Consider the following 16,217-nt stretch of genomic DNA (forward strand, 5'->3'; position numbering starts at 1 on the left):
TTCACCTCCGTATAGGCTGCCGTTGTCCTCTCTTCTGTTCTCGCCGACGGATGATTTCACGGTATAGTCTTAAGTAGTTACTGGTCATCTGCTTGTTGGTAAATCTTTGAGTCACATACAAACGCAGCTTCGCTGGTGACGGGTAGTTCTTTTGCTGTGCTTTTCGTGCCATTTGGCTAACCGATTTGCAAATCAACTGCGGAAAGCCCGATAGTACCTCGGGGACGGAGCCATTTTTTAATGCCAGCACCGGTGTTCCACAAGCCATGGCCTCAACCATAACGAGTCCGAATGGCTCTTCCCACAGTGTCGGAAACAACAGACATTCTGCATGTTTCAGCAACTTCTGTTTCTGATCGCCTCCAACTGCCCCCACATAGCGTATATTCGGATTGCGCTGAATTCGTTTCTGAATCTCTTTACGGAAAAATTCTGGAGCTTTGATAGGACCTGCAATAAGCAGTTTTTTTCCTGTTCGTTCTGCAACCTGAATGGCCTCCAATACACCTTTATCTCGTATGATTCTGCCCATGAACAGCAAGTAGCCACGCTTCTCACTGCTGAACTCGTATTCATGTGTGTTGATACCGTTATAGATATAAAAACCTTTGCCCCTGCCCATCAGCTGGCGCGCTCGTTTACTTACATATACTGGGTTTTTACCATGTCTCTTCACTGGAAGATGAACGGTGCATACTGATGGACAAGGCAGCTTCCTACGCCCTACAGAAGAACGAAAGGTATGATCATGAATGATATGTGTGTCGGAAGGCATATGCCGGAGTACATAGTGGGGGATCTGACTATGTTTCAACCCCTTGGGATAGGGAATCAATCGCGCACTGCTTCTGCTCCCACGGGCGGCAAAAAGAGATACATGATGTCCTCGTCTCACCAATTCCTCCGTTAATTCATACACGACCTTTTCCGTTCCGCCCTTGTTGGAGGGTACCGGCTGTGCATCGGGATAGTTGGAAATGACCTGAACAATGGTTAGACGTGGTTTTTTGAGTGCTTTATTCTGCTTTGAAGCCATACGAATTCCCCTTCCTGACCGGAAATACGGTGTGATCCTTACAATGTCAACGGGAATCAGAACATACTCCCGTACAGGTAATAAATTGTAGTATATAGGTATGTATATTTTGCGTGATTGCTTGTGCCAATCGACTGCAACTCGCTTTTTGTCATACGAGCCTATCTATAAGTAGAATCTATACATTTTGTCAAGCCAAAATTAAGGAGGAAATTCTCATCGTTTTCTAATAAATGAGGACAAAGCGTTGGGGTAACAGGTTTGTAACCATGAGTGGTAAATTCCGGACATTTTATTTGTGTTATTGTCATTTCAGGACATCAACACAATACGAATAACGGAGGAATTTATATATGAAACGTACTTCTAAAAAATTGTGGATGGGTATTTGCTTTACTATGACTTTGGCATTGAGCGCAGGGAGCTTCGTCGTTGGACCAGCCACCACTCATGCCGCTTCGGCAAGTAAAGCTGATCGGATTATTTCTAAAGGCTCCCAGTATATGGGCGTGCGTTATCAACATGGAGCCCCAGCTGGCAGTACAAGCTCTTTTGACTGCTCTTCATTCACTCAATATGTATTTGCACAAAATGGCATCAAGCTTCCGCGATCTTCCAGACAGCAATCAACTGTTGGCACTTTCGTACCGCGTAGCCAGTTGAAAAAAGGCGATTTGGTCTTTTTCTATGCGCCAATTCATCATGTAGCCATTTACATGGGGAACGGAAAAATTCTGCATACGTATGGTAAAGGCGGCGTAACGGTTACAGATCTAAATTCGGGATGGTGGAGTCGCAATTACACAACAGCACGTCGTGTCCTTTAGCATAATTTTAGATGATTTCCATCCACCGAATGCTTAACTTACAAGTAACAATAAAAAGGCTGTTCCGCGAGTAGATATTCTACTGGAGGGACAGCCTTTCCTGTTGTCTTTGGGGCAGCGTGACGATGACTACCGTTCCTTCTCCTTCTACGCTCTCCATACGTATCGTACCCTGATGGGCGTCTGTAATTGCCTTGGCAATTGGCAACCCCAGCCCGGTTCCTCCGGTTTTACGATGTCTGGAGCTATCTACCCGATAAAATCGTTCAAAGACCCGCTTGATCTCGCCCTCAGGTATTCCGATCCCATAATCCTTAACCTGGATATAAACATCCTTTTCATCTGTAGATAACCCTATTTCGATCTCATCCGAGCTGTATTTTAATGCATTATCCAGCAGGATGACTAGCAACTGCTTCATTTTTGTCAGGTTGGCATCCAGCCAAATTTCGTTCTCTTCTGTTAAAATAGAAATTTGACGATCATGTAAAGGCTTGAGATGCGCTACTACCTGTTGACAACAACCGATCATTTCGATCCGCTCATACGGCTCAGGATCTTTCTGCTGTGAGGAGGCAAGAGTCAGCAACTGCTGTGTCATCGTACGCATTCGCTGAGTTTCTTCATAGATCGATTCAATGGATTCCTTACGAATCTCCTCGTCACGCGTGCCCCACCGCCGCAGCATGTTGGCATAACCCTCAATAATCATAAGTGTGGTGTTCAGCTCATGTGAGGCATCTGAAACAAACTGCTGCTGACTCTGAAAGCTTTCTTCTAATCTCTCCATCATTCGGTTAAAAGTAGCGGTCATTTGGGACAATTCATCTTGATTGTGACCACCAACGGGGATTTTTTTGAATTTCAAGCTTCTTTCAATTTCCTGCATCGTTTGAATACTACTTGAAATCGGCAGCAATATCGCATTCGCCAAAATCGTGCTCCCTACCAAACTTAGCAACATAGCCCCTACAGTGGATGTGATGAGGATCGTATTTAAAATATCGAGATTGGTTTCGAGTGCATCCCATTTTTCTACAATCTCCAGGGTCCCCTTCTGATTACCCTCTGGAGAAAGCACAGGGAGATGGATTACCAGAATTTTATGACCCTGTACATCTGTCAGTTGAGAACTTTGTGAAGTGTTAAAACGTATACCGCCCAGCTTAAATCGGGACTGGCGACTTACTTCATACAGAAGTCGGGATTGCTGATCAAACACTCTCAGAGTGGTGTCTCCAGAAAGCTCATCTTTTAGTTTGGAGCCCCATGCATTCTTTAGAATCATCGTGGGTCCTGTTTCGGCAATGATTTCAGTCCATTTATTTTGCAGCACTTCTCTTTCGTTTCGCGTAGCGATTTTGACGAACAATAGGTGAACTGTAACATCCACAAACAGGAGTATCGACATCACTAAAATAGAACTGAGCAGGGTGATTTTGGTCCGAAGCTTCACTAGTCTTCCTCCCGGATGCAGTACCCAACGCCGCGCACGGTTTTTATCAATTTCTTTTTGTATCCATGATCAATTTTTTTGCGAACATACCGGATATACACATCTACGACATTCGTATCACCGACAAAATCAAACCCCCACACGTCCTGAATCATTTGATCCCGCTGCAATACCTGATTTTTGTGCTCCATCAGATAGAGAAGCAGATCATATTCTTTTGGCGTCAGTTCGATTCGATTGCCCTCCCGCACCACTAACCGTGTCTTGCGTTCCAACACCAAGCTGTCCACTTGGAGCCTAGACGGCGGCTTATCCTCTTCCTGTAAAGTGGTAGCTGTTGGCTCCATTTGATGCCTCATACTGGCCCGCATCCGCGCTAATAACTCCTCGATCTCAAAAGGCTTCGTAATGTAATCATTGGCACCTTCATCCAGACCTGAAACCTTATCAGGAGTCGTGTTACGTGCAGTGACCATAATTACTGGTGTATGATTGTCCACTTGTCGAATCTGCTTTAGCACCTCGACTCCGTTCATCTCCGGTAGCATTACATCCAGAATGATGATATCCCATTTACCAGCTAGAGCTTTTTCCAATCCTTCTCTGCCCGTCTGTGCGATTTCAACTGCATATCCTTCATGGGATAACTCCAACTGAAGCAATCTGGATATCTTCTCTTCATCATCAATAACCAGCACCGACTTTTCCATTGCAAAACCACCTATTTTCTATAGAAAAAACAAATGAGTAATGGAAATGACATTCATTTTTTATTTGATTTTAAGCTTTTATCCGTGTAGTCGCTCTATAATATAACTTTGTTATTCAATTTTTTGATGTTAAGGAGTAATTTATTCATGTTAATTAATGTAGACTATGCTTTATTTCACTCTATCAATGAACTGGCTAATTCCCTCGCCTTTTTGAATGGAACCATGCTTTTCTTGGCGCAATATGCACCGTATTTATTCGGAGTGGCTTTGCTGATTTACTGGTTCACTTTTAAAATGCCGCATCGGATGATGGCTTTAGAAGCCGTCATAACGGTTTGTATCGGCTTTGTAATTAGTTGGGGCCTTGGACATTTGTTTTACAGAGATCGGCCTTTTGTCGGACATTCAGTCATTCAGCTTATTCATCATGATCCTAATGCTTCATTCCCGAGTAACCATGCCCTTGGATCGTTTGCTCTGGCTGCAATTTTATGGCTTCATCATCAAAAATTTCGTGTCCTCTGGGTTATCTTGGCTGTACTCATCGCAGTATCCCGCGTGTGGACCGGAGTGCATTATCCCTCGGATATTTTGGCAGGTGCGCTTATTGGTGCAGTTTGTGCCGTCGGCGTTCATCAATTCATTCGAAGCCGGAAGCTTCCTGGCATCTTCATGCAGGCGGCTATTATATTTTATGAAAAATGGGAACAGAAGCTGGGGCTCAAGCCTGGTGAACAGGCGAGAACTAAGATGACTGAGCACACTTCCTCTGTCCAAATGAAAAGCAGACGCTAAAGCGTCTGCTTTTTTTATAAGCTTTATTATTTATGCTACCCGTTATGCTGTCGATTTGGAGCGAAGTGGCAGCATTCGTCGTTCTTCGTACCGCTGATAAAACCAAATACAAGCCGCCATCCAGCAGCCACTCATAAAATAGCCACCCACAACGTCGCTCGGATAATGTACGCCCAAATAAATGCGGCTCGTCCCGATTGCTACAATCAGCAGGCTGCTGAGTACAATAAGAAGGATACGCCCCAGCCTAGAAGGAACATGCTTCCACACTAAAAATGTCAGCGCCGCATACATGCTGAAAGCTGTCATGGAATGTCCGCTTGGAAAGCTGTATCCATTCTCTTCAATAATACGGTTAATCTCCGGTCTCGCACGCTGAAAAAGCAATTTTAGTATCGTATTCAGCATTACCGATCCCAATACACCAGCCGCCAAAAAAAGCAGTTCTCTGCGATGTCCCAATACTCTATAGAGCACGAACATGGCAATTAAAATGATGATCGCAACTGGAATCCCACTGCCGAGCATGGTAAAAAATTTCATTAGATGGGTCATGGCGGGCGACTCTAGTTGTCCAATAGCCGAAATAATTTCCTGGTCAAAATGCCGAACTTGATGGTCACTCACCCATAATGCGACTAAGCCAAAACCGAATGCACATACTATACATGTGAGCAGAGCCAAGGAAATGGGCAGCTTTGTTGATGTTTTCTTCATTTTCTATAGTTCCTCCATAATATTCATTGCGTGATAAAACAAAGTTCAGCATTACATATAGGTCTTACTTTGCCCACTTTTCTCTTATCATTTCATTAAAAGAATTAGGTGCGTCACTTTATAATATAAGGATTTCATATTGACTACAAAATCGCAAGCGGAATGTAGCGAAAAAAGCAGCATCAAAAAAGGACGCCATTCAAGCCTTATAAACGGCTCGAATGACATCCTAAGATTACACGTGACAACTACAAGCGCAATTCCCAAGTTAAACAAACATGATCTTCTAATTAGGTTGGTGTGACTTCTCCAATTTTAACCTTACTCTCTGCTTCCTCTATTGGATAGCGTCTGCGGAACCATAGCGACTGAAGCAGCAAAAAGGTGCCGCTTACCGTCCAATATAATGGCATGGCAGAAGGGGCATTAAAGGAAAAGATCGCCATCATAATCGGTGAAAGATAGCCCATGATCGCAAATTGCTTGCGCTGGTCAGGCGTCATCTGAAACTGAGAAAGCTTGGCCTGTGCCAAGTATACAATTGCGACGACGATTGCCAAAATCCAGTCCGGCTGTCCGAGCCGGAACCATAGGAAGGAGTGAGACGCCAACTCCGGGGTTAAGCGGATTGCAGTGTACATACCGCTCAAGATCGGGAGCTGAATGAGAATAGGCAGACAACCGATATTAAGCGGATTGAATTGGTGCTCTTTGTAAAGCGACATCATTTCCTGCTGCATACTCTGCTGGCTGGTGGCATCTTTCTTGTTTTCATACTTCTTCTTAATTCGGTCCAAGTCGGGCTGCATGGCGCTCATCTTACGCTTCATCCCCTGCTGGGCACGCGTTTGACGCATCATAAGCGGGAGTAAGGCCAGACGGACAATGAATGTCAACGTCATAATCGCAAGCCCAAAGCTTCCACCAAACCATTGCGCCAATTGCTGAATAAGCCAAGAAAGCGGGAACACCACGTAATGATTAAAAAATCCCGGTGTCTGTGCATTTATCTCCGCAGCATTCGCACCACAACCAGACAGCAGCATGACCACCGCCAACACTACCATTAATCCAAATATCCGTTCTTTTTTACCCCAAAAGGTGAATCCCTTGAATCGTTTCATATGTTCCTCCTCGTTGATTGGCTGTGCCATCGTTCAACGAGGGAGAACAATCGGATGCATCTTCATCCGGCGCTTCCTTACGTCGGATATGTCGGGCCAGCCGGACAGGCATGTCCTGTCCACGGGCAGACATCGGCATCTGTGGAGAAGCATGAGATCTTACGGGCCCGCCTTCGACCCAGCATTCGGGTACATTGCCGTGCAAATGAGCGAGATACGTATAAGTCACTGTGCACAGTAAGCCGATTGTAAATAAATAAGGGAGTAGGTCCTGAAGCTCAAACAAGGGATTCACCTCCTTCGGTTTGTTGCCACAATTATAGCACGAAAACCGGACAAGCGACTAATCTTTAATTAGAGATACAGGTTCGACACAAGCAACTGAATTTAAGTATTTATGCTCAAAACAACCAAAATGCAAATACAACATGAAACTTTTGGTTTTTTTTACAGTCTAATCAAAGGTGACTTTCTGAAATCCTTACTCCCCTATTAACCATTAAAGGAGCCAGCGCGTATGAGAAAAACGATACATAGCACATTGTTTACAGGATTGGCGGTAGCCAGCATTGGGCTGCCCTTGATCAGCGGTGGATTCGCTGAAAAGGCAAGTGCAGAGCCGTCTGCGGTCTCCATGAGTAACGGCGCTTATAGCACCTCAATCCAAGCACCTGTGATCAAACCTTCCTGGTCTTTTCCCGTTATCCCAATCGATAGAAACCGATATCCAGATCAGGCGGTAACAATAGCGGAAAACGGTAAGGTATTCGCGGTTGACTCGAACCATAGACTGGTTGCCCTTGAGGCCAGTTCGGGTCGGAAATTGTGGCAATATGGTGATCAGCTTACCCCTGTTTTAACGTACAACAAAGGTATCATCTACGGAATGACACGAAGCGGTTCTATCTATGCCGTTACAGAAGCTGGCAAGAAAGTGTGGTCCACTCCGCTGGGATTTACTGAAGCATATCGTATTCAGCGCATTGGTCCGACTATATATATTATGCAATCGGTGCAAACGGCTGCCATTGATGCTGTCAGTGGCAAGGTGAAGTGGAAAATCAGTGAGGATAAGAACTCATACAGTGGTTTGGGCGAAATAATGGAAACTGACGGTGTGCTTATCCGCAACTATAATGTACAAGGCAGCCTGACCTTTGAACAGATTAATGCCTATGACGCTAAAACCGGCAAAAAGCTTTGGGACAGCTTTAGAACTTCCTTTCCACTGGCGGTTAAAGACGGAATCGTATACTCTGTAGCCAACACGTTTATGATTGATGATGACCCGGTAAACCATAAAGTTACGATCGCACAGTACGACCTCAAGACAGGTAAATCCAAAGGAGATCGTCAGTACCGCTGGACCGAGCCTGAAAATAAAGACGGTGTCTACCGATCTGGAGGTGTATATGGTTCTGCTTTTTTGTACGGCAAAGATCTTTATGTCTTTCAGGGAGAGACACTAGCTTCCTATGATTTTTGGAACTACAAGCCAGACAGCAAACCTGCTCGCAAGTGGGCGCAAAATGGCTATGATCAACTTGTTCCTTTATTGTCTATTCATGAAGGTCGCATGTTCTACCAAGATTTTAGTACATCCAGACTGACTGCTATGAAGCTGTCCTCAGGTCAATTCATTCATTACGACGGCGATAATCCGACCGTTCAAGCTGACGTATTCGGTAAAGAAGTCTACGTCGGGCAATCAGATGGCGTATTTCATGGCTATGATTTGATGAGCTTAAAGCCCGTGTTTGCTGTCAACACAGGCTCACGCTCCTTCGGTCCAACGCTCAAATCCGGTGGAATGATATTTATTCAAAGCGGAAACCGTCTGCTTGGCGTCAAGCTCCCTGCTTCTTTAAAATAAGGCCAAAGATTTCAAGCAGCACATTCTCGCTGGAACAGCAAAAGGTTAACGGATAGCAAGCATACGATTCAATGCTAGTACAGCATCCTGTCTGATCTGAGCATCCACACGAATCACACCCACAGGCTCACCCCGATCAAACTGCTCCATTGCCCACAGCAAATGGGGAAGATCGATCCGGTTCATGGTCAGACAGGGACACATATCGGGATTGAGCGATTCAATCTGCTGTTCAGGGTACTGCTGCTTGATTCGTTGCACGAGATTCATTTCTGTGCCAACAGCCCATTGGGTTCCCGGCTCTGCCGCGCGAATGGTATCGATGATGAATTTTGTGGAGCCCGCGCAATCTGCGAGCTGTACGACCTCATAAGAGCATTCGGGGTGAACGATGACCCCGATGTTCTTATCACGCTCGCGGACATTGCGAATATGATCTACTGTAAACTTTTCATGAACAGAGCAATGTCCTTTCCATAAAATAATTTTTACAGTTGCCGGGTCCTGTTCAGTCTCAAGCTGATCGGTCACTGGATTCCACACGGCCATTTCATTTAACGGAATTCCAAGATCGTAAGCTGTATTGCGACCTAAATGCTGATCCGGCAAAAACAAAATACGTTCCTTTTGCTTCAGCGCCCACTCCAGCACTTGCTTAGCATTCGAAGAAGTCACGGTAGCCCCGCCATGCCGTCCTACAAAGGCTTTGATCTCTGCTGTGGAATTTACATACGTTAACGGAATGATCGTATCTCCTACCAACTCCTGTAAATGCTTCCATGCTCGTTCTGTCTGCTCCACATTCGCCATATCTGCCATCGAGCAGCCTGCACGCATATCCGGCAGGACAACAGTCTGTCGATCAGTAGTCAGCATATCCGCTGTCTCCGCCATAAAATGTACCCCACAAAATACAATAAACTCCGCTTCCTGATTTTGTGCAGCCAATTGAGCAAGCTGTAGAGAGTCTCCTGTTATATCAGCAAATTGAATAACCTCGTCCTTCTGATAGTGATGGCCCGGTATGAGCAGCTTGGGTCCCCATTTTTGTTTCAGCTCGGCCACTCGGTGCTCCATGTCAGCAACCGTCAGTGTCTTATAATGCTCTGGCATAAGCCCTCGATTTCCTTGTAAAACGTCAAGCATAGACATTAGAATCCCTCCATATCGATGCGGCTGATCGTTCCCGCTCTCACGAACAGATAACCGCTCTGTGTACATACATGTTTACAAGTGTCTTGACACTTATATTTACACATGCCTACAATAATCTCAAGAGTTTTTGAATGGAATTATTTTAAGCAGGGAGGATTTGGTGTGATTTATCTGGACTATGCCGCTTCCACACCTATGTGTGGCGAAGCTTTAAATATGTATAACGTATTAAATAAGGAAATGTTCGGAAATGCCAGCAGTCTTCATGATGCGGGCGGTCAAGCAGCCTATACGCTAGATTACAGCAGGCAACGAATAGCAAATATGATTGGCGGGCAAAAGGAAGGCATCTATTTTACAACAGGGGGAACAGAATCCAATATGTTGGTTGTGCAATCGATCCTGAACGGGTTGCCGCAGCATAAAAAGCATTGGATCATGAGCGCTTTGGAACACCACTCGATGTACAACCTTGCTACTTTGCTGGAACGTCAGGGCTATGAACTGACCATTGTGCAACCGGATCGGGAAGGACGGATGACTCGCGAAACTCTTTTACCTCACCTGAGAGAAGACACCGGACTTGTCTCCGTACAACACGCTAATTCGGAAACGGGACTGGTTCAGGACCTTGCTGCCTTATCTCCCCTGCTACGCGAACGGGGTATTTTGCTGCACAGTGATGCGGTACAGACATTTGGGAATATTCGCGTAGATGTAGAATCCATGGGAGTAGATGCACTCTCTGTATCAAGCCATAAAGTGTATGGCCCCAAAGGTGTCGGTGCTGCATATCTCAAACCCGGAACCCCGTGGCGTCCCTTGTACCCTGATACACTACATGAAAACGGCTTTCGTCCTGGAACGGTTAATGTTCCCGGGATTGCAGCCTTTGTCGCGGCAGCAGAAATGATGTCCGAACAGATGGAGTCGCATCAGGAGCGATATACTACCCTGAGAAGACACTTTATTACGAAAATTCAGGAAAGATCCATTCCGTTACGTTGGGCCGTACAGGAAAGCGAGAATAAAGCAGTGCTTCATCATATCGTAGGATGTTTTTTTCACGGTTACGAGGGACAATATGTTATGCTGGAATGTAATCGCAGAGGTGTCTGTATATCAACTGGAAGCGCATGTGCTGCCGGACACCACGATCCTTCGCCTGCTTTACAGGCGCTTGGAGCATCCGGCCGTGAAGCGTTACAATTTATCCGTGTTTCTTTCGGAAGAACGACCACCATCGAGGAATTGAATGTATTGGTAGATATTTTGACAGACCTGACGCATCGAAAAGAAAGGAGCTTATCCCGTTGACTGAATCTTTAAAACGGTCAGGTACGGATCGCCGCGAACAGCTACTATTGTGGCTCAAGAGCGAATCACCGCTGACCGGGAGCGAACTGGCGCGCAGATCCTCCGTCTCCCGACAAGTAATTGTACAGGATATTTCCCTGTTAAAAGCAAGCCAAGAACCTATCCTTGCAACAAGTCAAGGATACATTTATATGGAGCCTGCGAGTCAGGCAACTCCCTTAGCTTCACGTATTATTGTGTGTAAACATCGACCTGAACAGACAGAAGAGGAACTAAAGCTGATTGTGGACTACGGTGTAAGTGTGCAGGATGTTATTGTTGAGCATCCGGTATACGGGGATCTGACTGCTCCGATACGGGTTGGAACTCGCAAGGAAGTGGACGATTTTATCCGTAAAATCAGCTCCACCCAGGCCACTTATTTGTCCCAGCTGACCGGAGGCATCCACCTGCATACCTTGAATGCCTCGGACGAAGATAAAATTAATGATGCCTGCGCTGCATTGGAGCAAGCGGGCTTCCTAATGACGGACTAACTTAGTGCGCTTAGCGGAGCAAAGAAAATCCTGTCCAGTATGTGGAGTGCAACTGTGCTCCACATGGACGGTATTGTAGGCAGCGAGAAATAAAAAATCCCGGCCCCCTCATATAAGGGAATCGGGAATGAACTATGTGAGCTTAATTTCAAGCAGCTCATATTTAATTACAGCCATGGGTGCATCCACATGAATGATACTGCCCACTTCTTTTCCCAAAAGTGCCTTGCCTAAAGGACTTTCATAGGAAATTTTGTTATCAAGAACATCCGCCTCAGCAGGACTTACAATTTTGTATTCCATCTTCTCTGAAAATTCGATGTCATTCAGAATGACAGTCGATCCGATACTAACGGTTCTAAGATCTAAATTACTCTCATCCACGACCCGGGCTTTGGTCAGCATCTTCTCCAATATGAGAATGCGGGTTTCCATAAACGCTTGGTCGTCCTTGGCTGAGTGATACTCACTATTTTCTTTCAAATCGCCGTAGCTGATAGCCAACTTAAGGCGTTCGGCTAGCTCCTTGCGTTTTACGGTCTTCAGTTCCTTAAGCTCATCCTCCAGCTTGGCCAATCCCTCTTTAGTTAACAATACTTCTTCATTCGACATATTTTATCTACAACTCCTATTTCAGCATTTTGCTTAATTCCAATTCAACGCTCAAAAATACAATAAACGAACTAAACCGTTTCAGTCTAAACATTGCTGATTGAAAACGCTCCTGGGATTTATGCAAATGCTCATTTGGCTTGCTTTATTGTAGTTTACTCTAAATCGGACCAACATGCGAAATAAATTACTGGATAACAGTAGCCAACTGCCTTCAGCCAGGATGATTCTTATAGTAACCAATGCTCTCTTATTCGCATATCGTATGATCATAACGTATATTGATGAGCACATGGAGTGCCGCTGTCCTTGTCTCTAATTTTGTGAAAACCAGGCAGGAGCAGTATATGGCGGGAGGAAGATTCAATGGCTTCCTTAGGAAAGAATGGTAATGGGAACGGGAATCGTAAATCCAAATCCCCCCTCAACGGTCAAAAGAAAAATGGATTAAACAGTAATTCGGCTATCTTTTCTGCGCTTCAAGGAAAAAATGTGGAGGTCCTCGTGGCAGCCCTCCTACTAACAGGAAAACTAAACGTCGATTCCGTGACTTTATACAGACAAGCAACATTGTTTTTAGGACTCACAGGAAAATACAAAACACTAGCATCCACTCCATCCAATGTCGATAATATGGTGAAATTTTTAAATGATAACGGGAATATGACACTGGACCAGGTGATACAAGCCTTTTCACAGAAAATAAATAATTAACAAGTGGCGAAAGGAGACTTATGCGGTGAGTGAGTTTGATGGAGAATATTTTGCAGAGGTTGTCATTATTGTGATTCTAGTTGCCATGTTCTTCTATGGCTCCTCAGATATAGAGGGACTTTCCGCTTCGCCAACCCAATCCTAAAATGATAATTCCCGCTTCGAAAAAAAATAAAAAAAGCATCTATAGACTCTCACGAGGTCAATAGATGCTCTTACTTTTTAACGGCGCATCATTTCTACTTAATGGCCCTTTACTTCTACACTTATCGTTTGACTAGAAACTTTTCCTGAAGCATTGACTAACTCGGCCCGATACTCATATGTACCCGGCTTTTGATTTTGGATGTTGGTGACTGCACTTTGGGCCTGCGGGCTTTGACTTGGAAAATCCTGGGCATCGATCAGTTCTCCATTTTCATATAAGTTGTATTTTGTCGCATTCGTGCCCCACCACATGTTCATTGTAAGGGTGTAGGTGCCGTCACCGTCCCAATTGTCATGAGACAGCACTGGAATGCCAGGGGAAGCATCGGTCACTTCGACAGTTAACGGATCGCTGGTCGTTTTACCAGAAGCGTTGATCAGTTCTGCAGTATACGTGTAGATACCATTGGTCTTGCCTGTAACAGGAATGACTGCATGCTGTGCTCCAGGGGAAGCGGCTTGCAACGATTGGGTGCCAATCAGCTTGTCGTTTTCGTACAACTTGAGTTCATCACCATTCGTACCCCACCACAGATTCATGGTGATGTTGTAGTTGCCATCCTTCAGCCCGGTGTCCTGCCCGTTATCATGCGACAGCACAGGTTTACCCGGCACTTCACCTACAGCAGTCTTTTCGACTCTAACGGTTACAGGATTGGATACGACCGTTTTACCGTCCAAGGTGACGCTGGCTGTAATCTCCGCGCTCCCCTCTTTTAGGGCCTTAAGTTCTCCATACGTATCCAGCGAAACGGATTCATGACTGCTGATATACTGAACAGAAGCGCGGCTTAAATCAGCTTCGCTGCCATCTGTCAGCGTACCCTTGAGATGTGTCGCTGCCGTATCCCCAATGTTGAGGGTCGTTTGATCCATTGAAAGCTCTACTTCCTGCAAAGCCGCGCCTGTCTGAGCTGAAAAATCATCCAGTCCACGCGGTTTTAACTGATAATTCCCTTTGAAAATCGCCGAAATTCCCTTTAGCTTCACTTGCTGTCCTTCTTGATATGGAAAAGATGACCGAGTTAAGCCTGTACGTGCATCGACGCGCACATGGTGACTTACTTCACCAGATACTGCATCAAATTCAAACGAACCTACGGGAGTGGCGTCTATCACATTACGAATCATTGCCGTAGGAAGCTCAACCAACTGTCCTTGGTTCGCATCACTGAGTTCGGTGACTTGTACAGCTTCCGGAAGTTGTCCTTCTCCCGTTTTTTCAATTGCCACTGGATCGGTTAACTCTAGCTCACTATTATACAGTGCCAAGCTTGCTGTAAGCTTTACTCGATCCCCTTGGTGAAAGCCGCTTTGGTTCTGATATACATAAATACCGCCACTTTCATCCTGCATGTAAAAGGCTTGACCACCGAATGCACCTGGTTCTGTCGTCACAACACCCTCTAAGGTCACGACTTTGCCAGCCGGGAGACTCCGTGCTTCTGCGACACTGATACGAGTTGGAACCGTATTGCCTTCCTCAGGCAACGGCTGGGCCGGGACATCAGCCAGCATGACGGATTGGGTCAGCAGATTGCTGCCGTTTTGCCTCAGTCTAAGATTAGCTGAACCACTGGTTCCCGGCTTAATCCGCACCGTCAAGTCCTTATAGGCATGACCTTTGCCGTTGGACTCCAGGCTAAATGTTCCGCTATAGCCGTAAGAGGTTGGCCAGCTTCCATCCGGATTTTGAATTTGGGCTACTTGATTGCCGCCTGCAACATAAATACCTGTGCTGAATCCGCTAATCGTGCTGTTAGGAGCCAGCTGGTCGGCAGTAACCCGAATTTGAAAAGGCTGTGCATTGGGCAGCTGCTCTTGACGAACGATGCTGTACACGGGTTGCGCACTGGCTGTAGATCCGCCATAGGACCCTGCTTTGAATGTTCGCTGATCCCACCATTTGTAGCCGGCTGCGGGAGCGGACCAAGGCTCGGCTTGTGGTTCCGTGGAAGTCTGTGGCTCTTCAAAAGGCAGTAATGCCGTCGGCTGGTCCAGCTGTAAGCTTTTCACTTCCGTCAGGCTGGTATACTCCTCCTTCTTGGACAACCAGTCTACGATATTGACCAGTAACACAGCGTCATCCTGCTCCTTAAAGCCGTCATACGTTGTCTTCTTGGTTCCTGTCTCTTCGCGCAAATATTTTGGCGTTGCATCTTCGACAGGAGACGAGTCCCCAATGAAAGCAGCTTTGCCTAGCCCTACTTTCGATACAGCTGCATAAGGTCCTTCCGGAATGCCGCCTCCGTTATAAACGCCCTGATCTACCGCGTTGCCCCAAGCCTGATTGGTTTTAGGAAGATATACGATTCCCTTGGCTTTCGCTGGGTCGATAATTGCGAGTGTTGATCCTGCATGCATTGCGACATTGCTCACTCCAGCTGTAATGTTGAACGCCTGCGCTGGCTCAACAATCTGATTGGCCGTGATATCGCCTAATGCATTGTAGCGAAAGCGCACACCAAACTGGCTGCCCAGCCAATCTGAGCTGACTACGCCCTGCATTGCTGCCGAGCTTTTTTCTTCCGCACTCATTCCCTTCGCAGGGTCTTCCCATGCACCACGACGATAGCCATTAATGCTCTCCGATCCGTCCCAGCGATTCTTGTTGCGGTCCGCGTTATAATGATCTCCAATGAAAAAAATACTATTGCCTGCTTTTACATACTGCTCCATTGCAGCCTGTTCGCTCTGTTTAAAAGGAATATTCGGCTCTGCCGTAACAAATACATCATAATTCTTTAGATCATTGTAAGTAATAGGCGTAGATTGGCGAAGCTCGTGTACATCATAGCCATTACTCGCGAGGGCTTGGCCGAAGTCTGAAAATCCACCATCAATCACCCAATCTGCTGCGCCAGCTGTCTGTCCATGTGTATTATCAAACAGCACTTTTTTACCAGCGTTCTCATTGACCACTTTCGCTGCAATGAAGGGGGCTGGGTCCGCCGGACCTTCTGCCCGTGCCGGTTGCATGCTGCCCGCAACACCAGCGTACAACGATAAAGTGAAAACCATAGCAGTTGCGTATTTGAAGCTACGGGATGTAAAACGACGAAAGATTCCCATTCTTTCCCTCCTGTTTGTTGGTTTAAAGCCCCTCTGGGGGGGGGCATCAGATACAAATTTTAG

The 16,217-nt window shown here is 45.9% G+C and carries 15 protein-coding genes; 6 read left to right on the forward strand and 9 right to left on the reverse strand.

The features are described from left to right. Position 1 precedes the first annotated feature (1 nt). Positions 2-1,036, reverse strand: coding sequence for a glycosyltransferase family 4 protein (locus ACUYLD_RS22885; RefSeq protein ID WP_446676062.1), 1,035 nt, complete (start codon positions 1,034-1,036; stop codon positions 2-4). A 353-nt stretch (positions 1,037-1,389) separates the two neighbouring features. Between ACUYLD_RS22885 and ACUYLD_RS22890 the strand changes: the two genes are divergently transcribed. Next, the gene (locus tag ACUYLD_RS22890) at positions 1,390-1,863 is read left to right on the forward strand and encodes a C40 family peptidase (protein WP_061830140.1); all 474 of its coding nucleotides are present in this window, start codon (positions 1,390-1,392) and stop codon (positions 1,861-1,863) included. A gap of 79 nt (positions 1,864-1,942) precedes the next feature. Here ACUYLD_RS22890 and ACUYLD_RS22895 read toward each other — a convergent pair whose 3' ends face one another. Then, positions 1,943-3,319, reverse strand: a complete 1,377-nt coding sequence (locus ACUYLD_RS22895) for a sensor histidine kinase (RefSeq protein ID WP_446676063.1) — start codon at positions 3,317-3,319, stop codon at positions 1,943-1,945. After that, positions 3,319-4,029: a response regulator transcription factor gene (locus ACUYLD_RS22900; RefSeq protein WP_336078460.1), complete on the reverse strand. Its 711-nt coding sequence runs from the start codon at positions 4,027-4,029 to the stop codon at positions 3,319-3,321. The genes ACUYLD_RS22895 and ACUYLD_RS22900 overlap by 1 nt, the downstream gene beginning before the upstream one ends. Before the next feature lie 147 nt (positions 4,030-4,176). Between ACUYLD_RS22900 and ACUYLD_RS22905 the strand changes: the two genes are divergently transcribed. Further along, the gene (locus ACUYLD_RS22905; RefSeq protein WP_446676064.1) at positions 4,177-4,827 is read left to right on the forward strand and encodes an undecaprenyl-diphosphatase; all 651 of its coding nucleotides are present in this window, start codon (positions 4,177-4,179) and stop codon (positions 4,825-4,827) included. Positions 4,828-4,869: 42 nt separating this feature from the next. Here the strand turns inward: ACUYLD_RS22905 and ACUYLD_RS22910 are convergent, their stop codons facing one another. From ACUYLD_RS22910 to ACUYLD_RS22920, 3 genes are all read right to left on the reverse strand, one after another. Beyond that, positions 4,870-5,544 (reverse strand): phosphatase PAP2 family protein, encoded by a 675-nt coding sequence (locus tag ACUYLD_RS22910; RefSeq protein ID WP_446676065.1) that lies wholly within the window; start codon positions 5,542-5,544, stop codon positions 4,870-4,872. Positions 5,545-5,834: 290 nt separating this feature from the next. Continuing rightward, on the reverse strand, positions 5,835-6,668 hold the full coding sequence (gene yidC / locus ACUYLD_RS22915; protein WP_446676066.1) for a membrane protein insertase YidC: 834 nt from the start codon (positions 6,666-6,668) through the stop codon (positions 5,835-5,837). Further along, positions 6,634-6,954 carry a hypothetical protein gene (locus ACUYLD_RS22920; protein WP_013310179.1) on the reverse strand — a complete coding sequence of 107 codons (321 nt, stop codon included), beginning with the start codon at positions 6,952-6,954 and terminating at the stop codon, positions 6,634-6,636. The genes yidC and ACUYLD_RS22920 overlap by 35 nt, the downstream gene beginning before the upstream one ends. A gap of 231 nt (positions 6,955-7,185) precedes the next feature. On the opposite strand from ACUYLD_RS22920, the gene ACUYLD_RS22925 reads away from it, so the two are divergent. Further along, on the forward strand, positions 7,186-8,541 hold the full coding sequence (locus ACUYLD_RS22925; RefSeq protein ID WP_446676067.1) for an outer membrane protein assembly factor BamB family protein: 1,356 nt from the start codon (positions 7,186-7,188) through the stop codon (positions 8,539-8,541). Positions 8,542-8,586: 45 nt separating this feature from the next. On the opposite strand, the gene nadA is transcribed toward ACUYLD_RS22925, so the two are convergent. Continuing rightward, entirely contained in the window at positions 8,587-9,693 is a 1,107-nt protein-coding gene (gene nadA, locus ACUYLD_RS22930; RefSeq protein WP_446676068.1) for a quinolinate synthase NadA, read from the reverse strand. A gap of 165 nt (positions 9,694-9,858) precedes the next feature. Here nadA and ACUYLD_RS22935 point away from each other — a divergent pair, with 165 nt between their 5' ends. After that, a complete protein-coding gene (locus ACUYLD_RS22935) occupies positions 9,859-11,013 on the forward strand; it encodes an IscS subfamily cysteine desulfurase (RefSeq protein WP_446676069.1) in 1,155 nt (384 codons plus the stop codon). Further along, a complete protein-coding gene (locus tag ACUYLD_RS22940; RefSeq protein ID WP_039274627.1) occupies positions 11,010-11,549 on the forward strand; it encodes a transcription repressor NadR in 540 nt (179 codons plus the stop codon). The genes ACUYLD_RS22935 and ACUYLD_RS22940 overlap by 4 nt, the downstream gene beginning before the upstream one ends. A gap of 132 nt (positions 11,550-11,681) precedes the next feature. On the opposite strand, the gene greA is transcribed toward ACUYLD_RS22940, so the two are convergent. After that, positions 11,682-12,161 (reverse strand): transcription elongation factor GreA, encoded by a 480-nt coding sequence (greA, locus tag ACUYLD_RS22945; protein ID WP_013310174.1) that lies wholly within the window; start codon positions 12,159-12,161, stop codon positions 11,682-11,684. A gap of 366 nt (positions 12,162-12,527) precedes the next feature. On the opposite strand from greA, the gene ACUYLD_RS22950 reads away from it, so the two are divergent. After that, the gene (locus ACUYLD_RS22950; RefSeq protein WP_025721144.1) at positions 12,528-12,875 is read left to right on the forward strand and encodes a hypothetical protein; all 348 of its coding nucleotides are present in this window, start codon (positions 12,528-12,530) and stop codon (positions 12,873-12,875) included. Between the two features lie 243 nt (positions 12,876-13,118). Here the strand turns inward: ACUYLD_RS22950 and ACUYLD_RS22955 are convergent, their stop codons facing one another. Further along, the gene (locus tag ACUYLD_RS22955) at positions 13,119-16,154 is read right to left on the reverse strand and encodes an endonuclease (protein WP_446676070.1); all 3,036 of its coding nucleotides are present in this window, start codon (positions 16,152-16,154) and stop codon (positions 13,119-13,121) included. Positions 16,155-16,217: the final 63 nt, after the last annotated feature.

The sequence above is a fragment of the Paenibacillus sp. SER-28 genome (assembly GCF_052906305.1).